This window comes from Mammaliicoccus sp. D-M19, assembly GCF_022386695.1.
Taxonomy (GTDB): domain Bacteria; phylum Bacillota; class Bacilli; order Staphylococcales; family Staphylococcaceae; genus Mammaliicoccus; species Mammaliicoccus sciuri.
Genome location: NZ_JAJNHW010000002.1, coordinates 165,738 through 183,484, shown reverse-complemented (window position 1 = coordinate 183,484; position 17,747 = coordinate 165,738). Strand labels below are relative to the sequence as shown.

Below are 17,747 nucleotides of genomic sequence, written 5' to 3'. Positions count from 1 at the left end.
CGCAGCACCACTGACTCTCTTAAAAAGAAAATAATCACTACTTCTCCTTTAGTTCATTACCATATGCAATTAATTACAAAGTATAATGCTAACTTTTTTAAAAGTCAACACTAAACATATATGTTATAATATTGATGATTAGATTGGAGGTAAAAATTTGAGTTCAAATCAGTCTAAAAACAAACTTAAAGAACAATTTAATCGTTCAAGTAAGAAATATAAAGATACTTTTAAAGAAACAAAATGGTCTCCAAAACTCATATTCCATACTACATACAATGTAATAAGCAATTTATTTTTCGTTATTGTATTTATTAGTTGTTTATTATTAGCTTTAGGATTGGGTATTGGCGGAGGATACTTCGCAGGACTTGTCAAAGATGAAAAAGTAATGTCTAAAAAAGAAATGAAGCAACAACTTTATTCAATGACAGAAAGTACATCTGTTTATTTTGGTTCTGGAGAGTCACTTGGTCGATTAAAAAGTGATGTCCAAAGGGATGTTATTAAAGGGAAAGACATAAGTAAGAATGTTAAAAATGCACTTATATCAACAGAAGATGAAGACTTCTATAACCATAATGGTATTGTACCAAAAGCTTTTATAAGAGCTTCTGTACAAGAAGTGCTTGGCAGTGCTAATTCTTCTGGCGGGAGTACATTAACGCAACAACTTGTTAAGAACCAACTTTTAACAAATGAAACATCATTTGAACGTAAAGCAAAAGAAATGCTACTTTCAATGAATGTTGAAAAGAACTTATCAAAAGAAGAAATTATTGATAGTTACTTGAACGTTGTTTCATTCGGTAGAAATTCAAATGGTTCTAATATAGCGGGTATTGAAGCCGCTGCTCAAGGTGTATTTGGTAAATCAGCTAAGAATTTAAACGTTGCACAATCAGCATATCTTGCTGGATTACCACAGAATCCTTACACATACACACCTTTCTTGCCGAATGGTGATTTGAAAGATGATGAATCCTTGAAATACGGCATCAATCGTCAACACTATGTTCTGAAAAGAATGTATCAAGAAGAAAAAATTACGAAAAAAGAATACGATGAAGCATTAAAATTCGACATCAAGAAATCATTTGTTGATAAGGTTGAAGAACCTAATCAGAAATATCCATTCTTAACAGAAGAAGTAGAAAAACGTACTGTTGATATTCTTAAATATCATTTAGCTAAAGAAGATAATATTTCTAAGAAAGAACTTGATCAAACACCTGTTCTTATGACGAAATACACTGAAAAAGCTAATCAAGCTATGCGAACTGAAGGTTACCGTGTAGATACAACGATTGATAAAGATATGTATGACAAACTTCAAGAAGTTAAAGATAATTCTGGTAGCTACTCATGGGATAGAGAAGCAAGTTATACAAACAGTGAAGGTAAAAAAGCTTCTAAAGATTTCCAACATGAAGTCGGCGCATTATTAAAAGAAAACCAATCTGGTAAAATTCTAGCGTTCGTTGGTGGTAGAGATTACGAAAAATCACAAATCAATCACGCAACAAGTGCTAAACGTTCACCAGGTTCAACAATGAAACCATTACTCACATATGCGCCTGCATTTGAAAATGGATTAATCACACCAAACACTGCCCTACTGGATAAAAAATTCGACTTCCAAGGTTATTCTCCTGATAACTATGATAGAAGAGAATTTGGGCCGGTAACAGCAGATTATGCATTAAGAAACTCTTTAAACTTAAGTACTTTAAGATTGTATAGCAATGTTCAAGACTACAAACCATGGGAAAACTTAAATAAAATGGGTATGACCGTACCTAAAGATATCCAAGATGGTTTAGCTTTAACACTTGGTACAGCAGACTTCACGTTAGAACAAGATGTGAATGGTTACAGTACTTTAGCTAATAAAGGTGAATATAATGAAAGTTATATGATTGAATCTATTAAATCACGAGATGGCGAAGTGATTTATCAACACAAAAAAGATCCTAAGCGTATCTTTAGTGAATCAACAACATATTTAACAACAAGTATATTAGAAGGTGTTCTTGATGACGGTTCTGGTTACCAAATTAAGAATTCATTTGACGGTAACTGGGCTGGTAAAACAGGTACATCACAAGATGCTAAAGATAGCCTGTTTGTAGGATATACACCAAAAGTTACACTTGGTATATGGATGGGTTACGACCAACCAATAACATTTGATGAAGACAGTCATTATCAATTATTTATGTGGAGAGATATGGTTAATGCATTATCTTCTACAGATAGAGAAAAATTAGGATACGATAGTGAATTCTCTAGACCTAGCACAGTTAAAGAAGACACAATTTGCCAATACACAAATTCTACAGGAAGCTGTAGTAGTGGTGAATCTAAATCTTCTACATTAATATCTGATAAAGTCGATACTTCGAATAAAGATATTAATTCTGACTATGTATTAAAACGACTAGGACAAGCAATTGATACAAACACATCTTCAAAAGTTAAGCCAAAAGAACGCGTATCTAAAAATTCTAAAGAAGCTTGGTCATATAAATCAAGCAGTAATAAAGATAGTAATTCAAACAGCAATAGCAAGCCATCCAGTGGTACAAGCACCGCACCACCAAGTGGCAATAATTAGATAATCCGTTTATAACACCTCATTTTCACTGAAAATGAGGTGTTATTTTTTGTTGAATAAGATGATGTGATGGCATGCCTTAGTTACACTTCAACCAAGTTTTGTTACTAACGGCATCCTTAGTTATACTTTGGCCGACTTTTGTTACTATGGGCACCCTTAGTTACAATTCCACCGACTTTTGTAATTAAAAACTCATTCTCTACATATCCCTAAATATTTTATAAACAAAGAAACTGTTGAGACAGCCATTATTGTCTCAACAGTTTTCTATAAAGTCATATTTTATTTAGAATAATCCTACTGCAGAACCGTCTTCGTTAACATCCATATTTAATGCTGCTGGTTTCTTTGGTAAACCTGGCATTGTCATGATGTCCCCTGTTAATGCTACGATAAATCCTGCGCCAGTTCTTGGTGATAATTCTCTTATTGTTATATCGAAGTCTACTGGTGCACCAAGTTCTTTTGGATCGTCTGTAAATGAATATTGTGTTTTCGCCATACAAACTGGGTATTCATCCCAACCGTTTTCTTTAATTGTCTTCAATTGTTTCAAGGCTTTATCACTGAATTTAACAGATCTTCCACCGTATACTTTCTGAACAATTGTTTCAATTTTTTCTTCTATAGATAAGTTCAAATCATAAAGTTGCTTAAATGGTTGAGGTGTTTCTAATACTTTTAATACTTCTTTAGCGAGTTCGACGCCACCTTCTCCACCTTTTTCCCAAACTTCTGTTAGAGCAACTTTTACGTTATTTTCTTTACACCAATCTAAGACAACTTGTACTTCGTCATCTGTATCGTGAATAAAAGCATTAATTGCTACAACAGGTTCAACGCCAAACTGTTTAATGTTATTGACATGTCGTTCTAAGTTTACGATACCTTGTTGGACAGCTTGAACATTTTCTTCTTTAAGATCAGTTTTTGCTACGCCACCATGCATTTTTAACGCACGAATAGTTGCGACTATTACAACTGCACTTGGATCAAATCCAGCTTTACGTGTTTTGATATTTAAAAACTTCTCTGCACCTAAATCTGAACCAAATCCACTTTCTGTTACGACGATATCCGCTAACTTTCTAGCAGTATTCGTTGCAATAATTGAATTACATCCATGTGCAATATTCGCAAAAGGTCCACCATGTACTAATGCAGGCGTGCCTTCTATCGTTTGTACGATGTTAGGTTTTAGCGCGTCTTTTAAAATAAGTGTTAAAGCACCTTCTACCTTTAAATCACGAACCGTTACTGGTTGCTTATCGACATTATAGCCAATTGTAATGTTAGCTAGATTTTCTTTTAAATCTTTAATGCCGTTTGATAAACAGAATATAGCCATTATTTCAGATGCAACTGTGATATCAAAACCATCTTCTCTTGGTACACCTCTTGTCGGGCCACCTAAACCAACTACGACTTGACGTAACTCTCTATCATTCATATCAAGTACACGTTTCCACTCAACTCGTCTAGAATCAATATTAAGTTCGTTACCTTGATAGATATGATTATCGATAAAAGCTGACAACGCATTATTAGCAGTCGTTATCGCGTGTAAGTCACCATTAAAATGTAAATTGATTTCTTCCATTGGTAAAACTTGTGCATAACCACCACCTGTTGCGCCACCTTTCATACCAAATACAGGTCCAAGTGAAGGTTCTCTTAATGCAACCATTACATTTTGATTAAGTTGATTAAAGGCATCTGCTAATCCAACTGTTACCGTTGATTTCCCTTCACCTGCTGGCGTTGGACTTAAAGCTGTTACAAGAACAACTTTACCTTTTTCCTCTAGATCATTTAGCTTTGTAATATCAACTTTTCCTTTGTAGTGACCATAAGGCTCCAAAGCTTCATGAGAAATTCCCACCTTCTCAGCTATTTCACTAATTGGTCTTAAAGTACTTTGTTTTGCAATTTCTAAATCTGATAAATGACTCAACATCGTTCACTCCTTAAATTTATATTACAAATTAAATATTAAATGACATATCCTAACACTATTAGGATATACAATTCACTCATAAAAGTCGATATGTAAGCTACTTTTATTCAAATTTCCCGTAAAAAAGATCACGCCAATTATATGACGTGAACTTTATTTAAATTAATCTTCAAGCGTAGATAAGTCACCTGCTGGTAAATCTAATTCCCATGCTTTAAGTACACGTCTCATAATTTTACCTGAACGTGTCTTAGGTAATTTATCTTTAAATTCAATTTCACGAGGTGCTGCATGACCAGCTAATCCTTCTTTAACAAACTTTCTAATTTCTTCTTTAAGTTCGTCTGATTCTTCATAGCCATCTCTTAAAGCAATAAATGCTTTAATAATTTCACCTCTTACTGGGTCAGGTTTACCGATAACACCCGCTTCAGCAACAGCTGGATGTTCAACGAGTTTAGATTCAACCTCAAATGGACCTACACGTTCACCAGCAGTCATAATTACATCATCAACTCTACCTTGGAACCAGTAATAACCATCTTCATCTTTATATGCAGAATCTCCTGAAACATACCACTCATCATTGATAAAGTAAGAATCGTATTTAGGTTGATTATTCCAAATTGTTCTCATCATTGATGGCCAACCTTTTTTAAGGGCTAAGTTACCCATTCTATTCGGTGGTAATTCATTACCTTGATCATCTACAATTGCTGCTTCAATACCTGGTAATGGTTTACCCATCGAACCAGCACGTATATCCATAGAAGGATAGTTTACAATCATATGTCCACCTGTTTCAGTCATCCACCATGTATCATGTACTCTATGATTAAATACGTTATGTGCCCATTTAATAACTTCAGGGTTTAATGGTTCACCAACTGAAAGCACATGTCTTAATGATGAAAGATCATACTTACTAACAACATCATCACCAGCACCCATTAACATACGTAGTGCTGTTGGCGCTGTATACCAAATTGTTACGCCATATGTTTGAATAAAGTCATACCAACCTTCAGGCGAAAATCTTCCACCGACAATGCAATTTGTAACACCATTTAACCATGGACTAAAGATACCGTATGATGTGCCTGTTACCCAACCTGGGTCAGCTGTACACCAATAAACGTCATCTTCTTTAAAGTCTAATACATATTTACCAGATATATAATGTACGATCATAGCCTCTTGAACATGTAATACACCTTTAGGTTGTCCTGTAGAACCTGATGTATAATGTAAGATCAAACCATCTTCTCTATCTAACCATTCAATATCAAATTCATCACTTGCTTGTTCAAATGATTGATTGAAATCAATGTATTCATCACTTACTTCGTCATCTACAACGACAATATGTTCAAGGTTTGGTAATTCATCTTTCGGAATTCTACCAACTAAATCATTCGTCGTAATGATCACTTTAGCTTCACTATTTTCTAATCTGTCTTTAACTGCTTTTTCCATAAAAGCTTCGAATAATGGTCCTACGATAGCCCCAATCTTCAAAGTACCTAATAAAGAGAAATATAATTCAGGTGTTCTAGGCATAAATATAAATACTCTATCACCTTTTTGTACATTCGCTTCATTTTTCAAGACATTTGCAGCTTTATTACTCGCGATTTGTAATTCTTTAAATGTATAACTATCTTGTCTATTGCTATCTTTATAATGAAGTGCAATTTTGTCCCCTTTACCATTGTCTACATGACGATCGATACATTCGTAAGCCATATTTATTTTTCCAGTTTCACTCCAACTGAAATTCTTTTCGATATCTTTCCAATTATGATTTTTTACTGTTTCATCATAATCAGCAAGGTTATAAGAATCATTTAATGCTTCGTAAACTTCGACTTTCATTTAAATCTCCCCTTTTATGAATGTAATCGTTTTCAATAAAGCCTATTTACATTATAATATAAATAGATGATACTTTTCAAAAAAATTTGATTATTCAAAATACATATTGCAAATATAGAATATCATACTTAATGAAAGGAGGTACAACATTGGAATTCAAGAAGACTTTTATATCTGAAACTGTCCCCTATGATAAAGACACAGATATTATCGTTGAAGGACCTGTACATCCAGATGAATTACGAAACATGACTTTTGATGAAGGACTCAATAGTTTTAGAGTATCTAAAGAACAATTTGAAGCCATTATTGAAATTGCTGAATTGCCTGAAGGAAGAATAATTATCGCACGTATTGATCAACATATTATCGGTTATACGACATACTTATACCCTGACCCATTAGAAAGATGGTCTGATGGTAATTTACCGTATATTCTAGAGTTAGGTGCTATTGAATTGTCTTTAGATTATCGTAAATATGGTCTAGGTAAAAAAATGCTTCAACTTGCTATGAAAGCGCCTGAAATGGAAGATTTCATCGTCATTACAACTGAATATTATTGGCATTGGGATTTAAAAAACAGTGGTTTAGATGTTTATCAATATCAAAAAATCATGCATAAAATGATGGCTGAAGGTGGATTAGAAGTGTTTGCAACAGACGACCCTGAAATAATTAGTCATCCAGCTAATAGCCTAATGGCAAGGATTGGACAAAATATTCAACAAGAACAAATGGAAGCATTTGATAAACTCAGATTTATGAATAGATTTTTCTTTTAGAGGGGGTTTGAATTTATGTTAGTTGAAAAAATTATGACATCACCTTGTACAACAATACAAAGTGATAAATCTATTGAAGATGCTTTAGTATTAATGACACAAAAAGAAATTAGACATTTACCGATTGTTGATGAAGAAGATCATTTACTCGGTATTATTTCTGATAGAGATATAAAAATGGCTCTGCCTAGTATATTATCTGATGACGAGCCCAACAAAAGTTTGTCATTATCTGTTTCAAAAATAATGAGACGTAATGTGATACGTTGCCATCCACTTGATTTCGTAGAAGATATTGCACTAGATTTTTATGAAATGTCTATTGGTTCAATTCCAGTTATTCGAGATAATAAAGTAATTGGTATCGTTACCCAAAAAGACATGCTCAATACATTTTTAGAACTTACAGGTGTGACTATGCCTGGTTCTATTATTGAAGTACATATTGATGATAAAGTTGGCGCACTTCATGATATTACTAGAATATTTAAAGAACAAAATATTGATATCTTAAACGTTTTAGCATATGCAGATCAACAAGATATTAATAAGAGATACCTGATGTTACGAGTGAAATCAATGAATCCAGAGAAAATATACAAATTATTAGAAGAACAAGATTACCATGTCATCTATCCGTTTGGTATAAAAAATGACTAATGTTAAATATGTATATTCTGAAGATTTATTGAAATATCGTTTTTCAGATAGTCACCCTTTCAATCAAATGAGACTTAAATTAACAACTGATTTACTCTTTGATTTAGGTGTATTAACCGAAGCACATATTATTTCACCTCGGGTAGCGACTGATGAAGAACTTCAACTCGTACATGAACCAAATTATATAGAAGCAATAAAGAAAGCTGGTAATGGTGATTTACCATTAAAAGAATATGATAAATACGGATTAAATTCTGAAGACACGCCACAATTTATAAATATGCATGAAAATAGTGCACGTGTTGTTGGTGGAACTTTAAGTGCAGTAGATGCCGTTATGACTGGAGAAGCAACAAGAGCATGCCATCTTGGCGGTGGCTTACATCATGGCTTTAAAGGTAAAGCGAGCGGATTTTGTATATATAATGACAGTGCTGTTGCCATTCAATACATGCAATCAAAGTATAATCAACGTGTCTTATATATTGATACAGACGCACATCACGGCGATGGCGTACAATGGTCATTTTATACAAACGAAGATGTCATGAACTATTCTATACATGAAACTGGTCGATACTTATTTCCAGGCACTGGTGCGTTAACAGAACGCGGTGATGGCAAAGGATTTGGAACGACTGTCAATGTACCATTAGATGCTTATACAGAAGACGATTCATACATAGACGTTTTTAAAGATACAGTAGAAGCAGTTTGTAAAGCATATAAACCAGATGTCATACTAAGTGTAAATGGTGTGGATATACATTATTTAGATCCACTCACACATTTAAGTTGCACACTTGATACATTGTATAAAATACCATATATCGTTAAAGGTTTAGCTGATAAACATTGTGATGGCAAAATCATTATGATTGGAGGCGGTGGCTATAATATATGGCGCGTTGTACCTAGAGCGTGGTCACATGTATGGTTTGCACTAAATGACCTAGAAACACCTGAAGGATCAATACCAGATTCATGGTTACAAAAATACCAACCACACGCACCATTACCACTACCTTCAACTTGGATAGATGAAAAAGAAGACTATACTGACATACCTAGAAGAAAAGAAATAACAGAAAAAAATAATAATACTAAACTAAGAATATTAGATTGGTTTGATTAAATGTAAAAAAAGACGAGACTGGGACATAATGTAATGTCTCAGTCTCTTTTTGCAACTTGGCAGTAGATGTCTGAATTGAAAATGCGCTTGTACCAAGCTTTTTTCAACTCTAGTCATCCTTGCCGGGGCGGGACTACGAAATCATTTTATATAAATTAGATTTCTGTCCCGCTCTCGTCTTTCTATATTATTTAGTTGTACCTCTATATTCTACTCTATAAGGTAAAATCACATTAGGTTCATCAATTTGTTCATCATTCATATATTTAGTTAATAATCTCATACCAACTGCACCAATATCATATAATGGTTGTGTCACACTTGATAATTGAGGTCTAACCATATGAACTAATCTTGTATTATTGAAACTTACAACTTGTAAATCATTTGGTACATTAACGCCTGCATCTTGTGCTGCGTGTACAATACCAATTGCTTGTTCATCACTAATACATAAAATAACATCCGGCTTATCTTGAGAAACAGCCTCATAAGCACGACTACCATCTTTATATGTTTCATTACCAACAAATTTAGCATTGTCTTCGATTTCAAGTCCAGCTTCTTGAAGTGCAAGTTCTAATCCTTTAAAAGCATCATCTTGTGCTTTTTCTGAATATCCTCCACCTACAAATGCAAATTTCTTAGCACCTTTCTTAATCAATGACTCAGCAATTTCTTTACTAGCTTCTGTATAGTTAATGTTAACTGAAGCAAGTTTAGAGTCTTTATCATTCGTACCTGATACGACTACTGGTACTGATGATTTATCAATAAGGTCTACTGTTTCATCTGTTAAAGTACCACCTAAGAAAATAATGCCGTCAACTTGTTTACTTAATAAATTATTAAATATCTCTTGTTCTTTTTCACTATCATTATCAGAATTTGAAATGATTGTATGATATTTATACATAGTAGCAATATCTTCTAAACCACGAGCTAATTCAGAATAATAAACATTTGAAATGTCAGGAATAATTACCCCAACAGTTGTTGTTTTCTTACTTGCTAAACCTCTAGCTACAGCATTAGGTCTATAATTTAATCTTTTAATTACTTCATTTACTTTATCACGTGTTGAAGGCTTTACATTTTGGTTGCCATTCACTACACGTGAAACTGTTGCCATTGATACTTTTGCTTCTCTTGCAACATCATATATTGTTACAGTCATAATATCCTCCTATCTTGAAAACGTTTTCTACTTTATTCTAGCACGTTTTCATAATGTTTTCAAAATATATGAAAGCGAACTCACAATTAACAATTATAAAAGATTATAGAGATGTTGTCGATACAATTGCTCTAATATTTTTGAGTATTGTGTAAATTGTAAATAGTTTTTCAGAAAACAAACGAACATGTGTTGATTTACAACATAAAAACTGGCGAAAAGTTATGATAACTTTTCGCCAGTCGATGTATATGAAAATTATTTTTCGTATAATTTAGCAGCTTCAACGATTTCTTTGTAGAATGCGTCAAATTCATTTAAGTCCATTTGTTGTCCAGCGTCACTTAACGCTACTGATGGATCAGGATGTACTTCTGCCATTACACCGTCAGCTCCAACTGCTAATGCAGCTTTAGCACATGGTAGCATGATGTCTTTACGACCAGTACTATGTGTAACGTCTACCATAACTGGTAGATGTGTACCTTGCTTTAAAATTGGAACTGCTGAAATATCCAATGTGTTTCTTGTAGCTTTTTCATATGTTCTAATACCACGTTCACATAAGATAATATTATTGTTACCTTGTGAATGAATATATTCTGCAGCGTAAATGAATTCTTCGATAGTTGCAGAAAGACCACGTTTTAATAAGATAGGTTTGTTTGTTTTACCTGCTTCTTTTAATAACTCAAAGTTTTGCATGTTTCTTGCACCAATTTGGAATACATCTAAGTATTCATCAGCCATTTCAAAGTGTGCAGGATTTACAATTTCACTTACGATATTTAAACCGTATTTATCTTTAGTATTTTTAAGAATTTTTAATCCTTCTTCACCTAAACCTTGGAAGTCATAAGGAGAAGTACGTGGTTTAAATGCGCCACCTCTAATGAATTTTTCGCCTCTATCAGCTAATTCTTTCGCAACAGTATCAACTTGTTCTTGTGATTCTACAGAACATGGCCCGAATACGAATGATTTTTTATTATTACCAATAATTGCACCATTGTCAAATTGTACAATAGTATCTTCTGGTTTTAATTTACGAGAAACATATAAATGTTTTTCATTTTCAGATTTTTGTAAGTCAGTAGAAGCTTTAAAGATCTCTTTAAATAATTGCTTAATAGTATTGTCGTTATATGGTCCTTGGTTATTATCAATTAAATGATTTAACATTTCTTTTTCACGTTGTGGATCATATACTTGAGTACCTTGTTTACGTTTTTCTTCACCAATTTTTTTAGCTAAAGTACCACGCTCTTGTAATAAAGCTAAAATTTCATCATTAATACCTTCAATTCTTTTTCTTAAATTCTCTAATTCATTTGACATCCTTTTCACCTCATGTAAACAATTTAACTCACATACTTTAAAGCGATAAAATATATAAGTAATTAGATGTTAGTATAACAATTAAAATGATCTGATTCAACCCCAACATCTCAAAAATATTAAAGTTTATTACTAATCAGACTAATAAAGTATATTTTAATTTATAATGGTGTTCATTACAATATAAAAAACTACCGAAAAGTTATGTTATAACTTTTCGGTAGTACAAATAATATGCGTTATACATCACTTATTTATTATTTTTTATCGAAAGTTTTTTTCTCTACAACTGTTTTTGGACCTTTTAAGTCTTCATTTTCTACTTCAGATTTAATCGCACCTTTTTGTGCTTTTAATTCTTCATCGCCTACATCGTCAGCTGTTACAACGCCTTTGTTAGCTTTCTTTTCAGCTTGTTTAGATTTTACTTCTTCTGCTTTTTTCTTAGTTTCTGTTTTCTTTTCTGAAGCTTTTGTTTTAACTTCTTCTTTTTTATCTGTAGCTTTAGCTTTTACTTCTTCCGCTTTTTGACTAGCTTCTTCTTTTTTATCAGCAGCTTTAGATTTCACTTCTTCTGCTTTTTCGCTCGCTTGTGCTTTTTTATCTTCAACTTTAGTTTTGACTTCTTCTTTCTTTTCTTCAGCTTGTGTTTTGATTTCTTCAGCTTTAGATTGAGCTTGAACTTTTAAGTCGTCAGTTTTAGTTTTAACGTCATCGATAATTTTGTTTGATTTCTCACTTAAATCATCTTGTAGTTCTTTCCCTGATTTAGGTGCTAGTAATAAACCAACAATTCCGCCTACTACTGTACCTAATACTACACCAAATACAAAATCTCTACCGTTTGTATTTTTTTCATATTCAGCTTCATATGTTTCTAGACCATGTGTATATAAATCTCTATTGTATTTGTTTTCCATTTTATTTTCCCCCTAATTTTATTAAAGAAATCAGGCTGTGGCATTTTTTATATGCCTCAGCCTGAAAAGATTGTTATTTGCTTCCATGCACTTTATTTTTTCAAGCCTGCACCAATTTTATCTTCATCTAAGTTGTCACCTGATGTTGTTTTTTCATTGTAGTCTTTCGGCACTTGCGCTTCAAAATCTTTAGAAGCATTTACATTATTTTTGTACGATACATTACTTCTACGATCTCTTCTTAATTGCCATTTATCTGCAACTTCCATTGCAACATTTGACCATTGAATAACTTGAGAAATCTTATCTTCATTTTGTGAGATATTGTGTGTAATAGAGTTTGTAACTCTATCTACTGAATTATTAAGTGTTTGTACAGAATCTCCAACACCTTTAACCGCATCTACTACTGAGTTTAAGCGTAATGATTTATCTTGAATATCTTCAGTTAAACGATTAGCTTTATGAAGTAAATCTGTAGATTCACGAGTGATACCTTGTATTTGGCCTTGAATGCCATCTAAAGTTTCATTAATTCCTTTAACTGTTTTTAATAATTGCATTAAAAATAGTGCTAAGACAACACAAATAATTAAAAATGCAACCGCAGCAATTATGCCTGCTATTGGTAAAATCCAATCCATACTGAACGCCTCCTAATAATTATAAAACTATTCTTTATTCGATTTACTAATATTTAATACCCTCACTATTAAAGTATAAACATATTATATTAAATGTGATAGTGAAGTAACATAGGCTTTTTGAACTTTTTGAATATCTCCAGCACCCATAAATAGTATAACACCATTATCATGCTTTTGTAGCTGAGAAACAGATTCTTCACTAATTAAATCCGCATTAGGAATTAATGCTTTTAAATCATGTATTGTCAGCTCACCTTGTTGTTCTCGAATAGAACCAAAGATGTCACATAAATATACTTTATCAGCAAGGTTTAAACTTTCAGCAAATTCGTTTAAGAAAGTTTCTGTTCTTGAAAATGTATGTGGCTGAAATACTGCAACCACTTCATTTTCAGGATATTTTTTTCTAGCTGATTCAATTGTAGCATTTATTTCTCTCGGATGGTGTGCATAGTCATCGATTAAGATTTGATTATCGTAAAAACTTTCACTAAATCTTCTTTTTACACCACCAAAAGTTAATAATGCTTCTTTAATATTTTCAATATCAAGTTTTTCTAAATGGCAAATTGCAATAACAGCTAATGCATTTAGAACGTGGTGATCACCATACATAGGTGTTGTAAATGTACCTATGAGTTCGTTTTTAGATTTGAAGTATACATCAAATGTTGTACCTTTAGAAGACGTTTGAATATTTTCAGCATAGACATCATTGTCGTGTTCGAAACCATAAAAGTAAATTGGAACATCCGCTTTAATTTTTCTAAGTTCAGCGTCATGTCCCCAAGCAACGATTGCTTTTTTTACATTACTAGCCATCTCTTGGAATGCATTTGTTACGTCTTGTAAATCTTTAAAATAGTCTGGATGATCAAAATCAATATTTGTCATAATCGCATAATCTGGATAATAACTTAAAAAGTGTCTTCTATATTCACAAGCTTCAAAAGCAAAGTATGAGCTATCAGGTAATCCCATACCTGTTCCATCACCTATTAAGAATGATGTCTTTTGATCACCATTCATGACATGTGATAATAATCCAGTTGTCGATGTTTTACCGTGTGCACCTGTAACAGCGACTGATGTATATTGAGACATAAATTCACCTAGGAATATATGATATCTTTTTACTTCAAGTCCCATGTCGTAAGCTTTTGCTATTTCAGGGTGTGTATCTGGAAAGGCATTACCTGCTATAACAGTCATGCCTTCTTGAATATTTTCTACATCAAAAGGTAATATTTTAATGCCTTTATTTTTTAATGCTATTTCAGTAAATACTGTATTCTCTATATCAGAACCTTGTACTTTATGTCCCATGTCGTGCATGATTTGTGCAAGTGAACTCATACCTGCACCTTTTATGCCGACAAAATGAAATAATGTCATTTCATGTCACTCCTTCTATTTCTTAAATGTTAGTTTCTCTTTCTTCTATCATATCTTTAGTAATAAGTACATCTCTTGGTTTAGAGCCGTTAGGTCCTGATATATAACCTCTCTCTTCAAGATTATCAATCATTCTCGCTGCTCTATTATATCCAATTTGGAAATGTCTTTGTATAAGTGAAGTTGAAATATGACCTTCGTTTAACATAAATTCACAAACTTCATCAAATAGTGCATCAGCAGGTTGTTCATTTACCTTTTTCAACAATGTTTCTTCTTTGAATAGATAATTAGGTTTCATTTGACTACTAACATTTTCTACTGTTTCATCAATTTCATCATCTGATACAAATGCACCTTGAACTCTTATCGGTTTATTCATACCGTTACCAAGATATAACATATCACCATTACCAAGTAATTTCTCTGCTCCACCAACATCAAGAATTGTTCTAGAGTCAATAGAAGACGATACCATGAATGATATTCTTGTTGGTACGTTTGCTTTAATTAAACCTGTAATCACATTGACGGATGGTCGTTGTGTCGCAAGAATCATATGTATACCACATGCTCTAGCTTTTTGTGCAATTCTAGCAATAGATTGTTCAACTTCTTGAGGTGACATCATCATTAAATCAGCTAACTCATCTATAACTATAATGATTTTTGCCATTCTTTGCTCGTAATTTGCTTTCTTATTAAATGCAGTAATATTTCTAACATGTAATTCAGCAAAACGCTTATATCTACGTTCCATCTCTTCAACTGCCCATTTTAAACTAGCAGTTGCTGCTTTAACATCCGTAATAACTGGCGCAACTAAATGCGGCAAATTATTATATGGTGCAAGCTCTACCATTTTCGGATCAATCAGTAATAGTTTCAGCTCATCTGGATGATTTTTATAAAGTAAACTTGTTAAGATAGCATTAATACATACTGACTTACCAGAACCTGTTGCACCAGCAATGAGCGCATGAGGTGTCTTAGCAATATCCATTAATAGCGGTTCGTTATTAATTTTAAAGCCCATTGCTACAGTCAGTTTACTTTCTGCTTGTTGAAAAGGTTTAGACGTGATCATTTGGCCTAATGGAATCTTTTTAGGACTTTGATTAGGCACTTCGATACCTACTAAACTTGTACCTGGAATAGGCGCTTCAATACGAATATCTTTAGCAGCTAATGCCATCTTAATGTCATCTTGCAACGCAGTAATTCTAGATACTTTAACACCTTTTTCAACAGATAATTCAAACCTTGTAACAGTTGGCCCTTGTATCATATTGACAACATGTGCAGGCACATTAAAATGATAAAAAGCTTCATCTAGTTCTTTTTTCTTTTCCTCTAACCATTCACTATTATCTTCTTCCTCAACTAGATCATCTAATATAGATACTGGTGGAAGTACATAAGATGGTCCTTTACGTTTAACAGCTTGGTTAGACTCATTTTGTTCAGTGTTGCTTTCATTTTCTGTTTCTTGAAAGTTAGATGTTTGCGTCTTGTTGATATTTGATGAATTCTTAAATGCTTGATGTTTGCGTTTATCTGAAGGTGTCATCATCACGTTAAATGGTGAAGACTTTCTAACAGACTTAGGTTTCAAGATAGGTTCGTGAGAAGTTGTTTCTTTAGGTTCTTCAGGTTGTTGAATCGTGTCTTCAGCTTCTATTGGATTATTATTTGATTCTTCTTCTGCAATAACATTATCCGCTTCTTGTTTTTCTGTATCACTTTCCACTTCAAAATGATCAGACTCGAATAAGCTTTCATTATTATCTTCTTCATTTTCATCAAATGTTAATACATCTTCAGCATTATCGATTGTTTCTATTTCTTCATCTTCAGAATCTTCTACTTCTTCAAAATGTATATCATCTTCGACAAATTGATCAGATTGTGTAATCGATGCATCATCATCTTCTTCAAGAGAATCATGCGTCTCTATTATTTCTGATGGTTCGATAACTTCTTCATTTGAAACTTCATTATCTTCTTCAAAATGTTGTATTGCTTCAGCTTCAGTAATATTTTCGGCTCCACTAATGTCTTCTACTACATTGCTCGATTCTACTTCTTCAACCTCTGAAGCTTCCTCTTCAATTGAATCATGAGTTGAATTGTCTTCTTCATGTTCAGTCTCAACTTCTTCAATGATATCATCAACATTGTCTTGTTTAATGTCATCTTCTGTATCATCAAAATCTAAGTCTATCTCTTTAAATTCATATGTAGTTAAATCATTGACGTCTGGCTGTAACGCATTAGAATTAACCGTCTCTTCTTGAGAGTCGCTTGATTCATCTTGGGGTATGTCATTTTGTAATTCATCTTCCACGTCTTGATAATCTTTTGGATCTTTTTTAATATATGAAGCTTGTTGTTTTAAGTAATAGTCTTGGTTTTTAATTTGTGACTTTGTTTCTTCTGAATCAAGACTGTTAAGTTCTTGTTCTCTTTTTTCTCTTAAAGCTTTTTCAAATTGTTTTTTCTTTTGAAGTTTCTTCTCGCGTTCTTTTCTAATTTCAGAAACAATTTGTGAAGCATAAATATTTTCAATGTTAATCGTATTATCCGTCTTTGAATAAGTAGGGACTTCTTGTACGATTTCACTACTTTGTTTACGTTTATTTTCTTTTTCAGTATCATTATCTGATTTAGTTGAATGATCTTTCAAACCACTATTAGGAACTTCTTTTTGTTTTCTCATACCGAATATTGCTGAAGGCACTTCAGAAGCTTTAAATTTTGGTTGATGTAATGCATTCAATCTTTCTTCAAATTGATAGTCATCATTATAACGTTTACTGTTGTCGTAGCGTTGAGAAGATTGTTTACTTTTCGTATTGTAATGATGTGTTACATCCTGATCATAACTTCTTGACTTCTTAGCAGGTTCATATGCATCCACATTACGATTTCTTCTACGTCTTCTTCTATTTGTTGGAAAAGAAGCTGAGCTTTCATCATAAAATCTACTATCATGATATTTCTCTTCTCGTTGACTTGTTTCATTATCATGTTGATGGTGCTCTTCATTAGATTGTTCTTCATATTCCATTTGTATTGGAAATCTAAATTTGCCTTTAGGTCTTCTATAAATTTCTTCATTAGTTGAATCGTCATCAGGATGATGATCAAAAGACACTTGATCGCTTTTTTGCTTTTCATTTTTTTGTTCATTTTTCGATTGCCCGAATATATCATCAAACCAACTCATAGGTTC

At 32.9% G+C, this 17,747-nt stretch carries 12 protein-coding genes and 1 other annotated feature (1 of these 13 only partly in view); of the genes, 4 read left to right on the top strand and 8 right to left on the bottom strand.

Going from position 1 to position 17,747, the window contains the following annotated elements:
* Window positions 1–57, bottom strand: a binding site (T-box leader); it reaches 137 nt to the left of the window's first position.
* A gap of 100 nt (window positions 58–157) precedes the next feature.
* Entirely contained in the window at window positions 158–2,617 is a 2,460-nt protein-coding gene (locus tag LQ675_RS06470; protein ID WP_088592289.1) for a transglycosylase domain-containing protein, read from the top strand.
* 289 nt (window positions 2,618–2,906) lie between these two features.
* Here LQ675_RS06470 and LQ675_RS06465 read toward each other — a convergent pair whose 3' ends face one another.
* Both LQ675_RS06465 and acsA read right to left on the bottom strand, forming a co-directional pair.
* Window positions 2,907–4,574: a formate--tetrahydrofolate ligase gene (locus LQ675_RS06465; protein WP_048539810.1), complete on the bottom strand. Its 1,668-nt coding sequence runs from the start codon at window positions 4,572–4,574 to the stop codon at window positions 2,907–2,909.
* Window positions 4,575–4,739: 165 nt separating this feature from the next.
* Entirely contained in the window at window positions 4,740–6,452 is a 1,713-nt protein-coding gene (gene acsA / locus LQ675_RS06460) for an acetate--CoA ligase (protein ID WP_048539571.1), read from the bottom strand.
* A gap of 149 nt (window positions 6,453–6,601) precedes the next feature.
* Here acsA and LQ675_RS06455 point away from each other — a divergent pair, with 149 nt between their 5' ends.
* The 3 genes from LQ675_RS06455 to LQ675_RS06445 are packed head-to-tail and all read left to right on the top strand — an operon-like array spanning window position 6,602 to window position 9,035.
* Window positions 6,602–7,237 (top strand): GNAT family N-acetyltransferase, encoded by a 636-nt coding sequence (locus LQ675_RS06455; protein WP_037588559.1) that lies wholly within the window; start codon window positions 6,602–6,604, stop codon window positions 7,235–7,237.
* Between the two features lie 15 nt (window positions 7,238–7,252).
* A complete protein-coding gene (locus LQ675_RS06450) occupies window positions 7,253–7,897 on the top strand; it encodes a CBS and ACT domain-containing protein (protein ID WP_075578034.1) in 645 nt (214 codons plus the stop codon).
* Window positions 7,890–9,035, top strand: coding sequence for an acetoin utilization protein AcuC (locus tag LQ675_RS06445; protein WP_239727226.1), 1,146 nt, complete (start codon window positions 7,890–7,892; stop codon window positions 9,033–9,035). The genes LQ675_RS06450 and LQ675_RS06445 overlap by 8 nt, the downstream gene beginning before the upstream one ends.
* Window positions 9,036–9,222: 187 nt before the next feature.
* Here LQ675_RS06445 and ccpA read toward each other — a convergent pair whose 3' ends face one another.
* The 6 genes from ccpA to LQ675_RS06415 form a co-directional block, all read right to left on the bottom strand.
* Window positions 9,223–10,212: a catabolite control protein A gene (gene ccpA / locus LQ675_RS06440; RefSeq protein WP_025905288.1), complete on the bottom strand. Its 990-nt coding sequence runs from the start codon at window positions 10,210–10,212 to the stop codon at window positions 9,223–9,225.
* Window positions 10,213–10,470: 258 nt separating this feature from the next.
* Entirely contained in the window at window positions 10,471–11,550 is a 1,080-nt protein-coding gene (locus tag LQ675_RS06435; RefSeq protein WP_048539568.1) for a bifunctional 3-deoxy-7-phosphoheptulonate synthase/chorismate mutase, read from the bottom strand.
* Window positions 11,551–11,807: 257 nt separating this feature from the next.
* Complete coding sequence (locus tag LQ675_RS06430) at window positions 11,808–12,470, bottom strand: YtxH domain-containing protein (protein WP_239727224.1); 663 nt, start codon at window positions 12,468–12,470, stop codon at window positions 11,808–11,810.
* Window positions 12,471–12,562: 92 nt separating this feature from the next.
* Window positions 12,563–13,114 carry a DUF948 domain-containing protein gene (locus LQ675_RS06425; protein ID WP_048539566.1) on the bottom strand — a complete coding sequence of 184 codons (552 nt, stop codon included), beginning with the start codon at window positions 13,112–13,114 and terminating at the stop codon, window positions 12,563–12,565.
* Window positions 13,115–13,198: 84 nt separating this feature from the next.
* Window positions 13,199–14,512: a UDP-N-acetylmuramate--L-alanine ligase gene (gene murC, locus LQ675_RS06420; protein WP_048539565.1), complete on the bottom strand. Its 1,314-nt coding sequence runs from the start codon at window positions 14,510–14,512 to the stop codon at window positions 13,199–13,201.
* 22 nt (window positions 14,513–14,534) lie between these two features.
* A complete protein-coding gene (locus LQ675_RS06415; RefSeq protein WP_142398880.1) occupies window positions 14,535–17,741 on the bottom strand; it encodes a DNA translocase FtsK in 3,207 nt (1,068 codons plus the stop codon).
* Window positions 17,742–17,747 lie beyond the last annotated feature (6 nt).

Coding starts and splice junctions, on each gene's coding strand:
- acsA (WP_048539571.1), bottom strand. CDS start 6,452: ATGAAAGTCGAAGTTTACGAAGCATTAAATGATTCTTATAACCTTGCT.
- LQ675_RS06450 (WP_075578034.1), top strand. CDS start 7,253: ATGTTAGTTGAAAAAATTATGACATCACCTTGTACAACAATACAAAGT.
- LQ675_RS06445 (WP_239727226.1), top strand. CDS start 7,890: ATGACTAATGTTAAATATGTATATTCTGAAGATTTATTGAAATATCGT.
- ccpA (WP_025905288.1), bottom strand. CDS start 10,212: ATGACTGTAACAATATATGATGTTGCAAGAGAAGCAAAAGTATCAATG.
- LQ675_RS06435 (WP_048539568.1), bottom strand. CDS start 11,550: ATGTCAAATGAATTAGAGAATTTAAGAAAAAGAATTGAAGGTATTAAT.
- LQ675_RS06430 (WP_239727224.1), bottom strand. CDS start 12,470: ATGGAAAACAAATACAATAGAGATTTATATACACATGGTCTAGAAACA.
- LQ675_RS06425 (WP_048539566.1), bottom strand. CDS start 13,114: ATGGATTGGATTTTACCAATAGCAGGCATAATTGCTGCGGTTGCATTT.
- murC (WP_048539565.1), bottom strand. CDS start 14,512: ATGACATTATTTCATTTTGTCGGCATAAAAGGTGCAGGTATGAGTTCA.
- LQ675_RS06415 (WP_142398880.1), bottom strand. CDS start 17,741: ATGAGTTGGTTTGATGATATATTCGGGCAATCGAAAAATGAACAAAAA.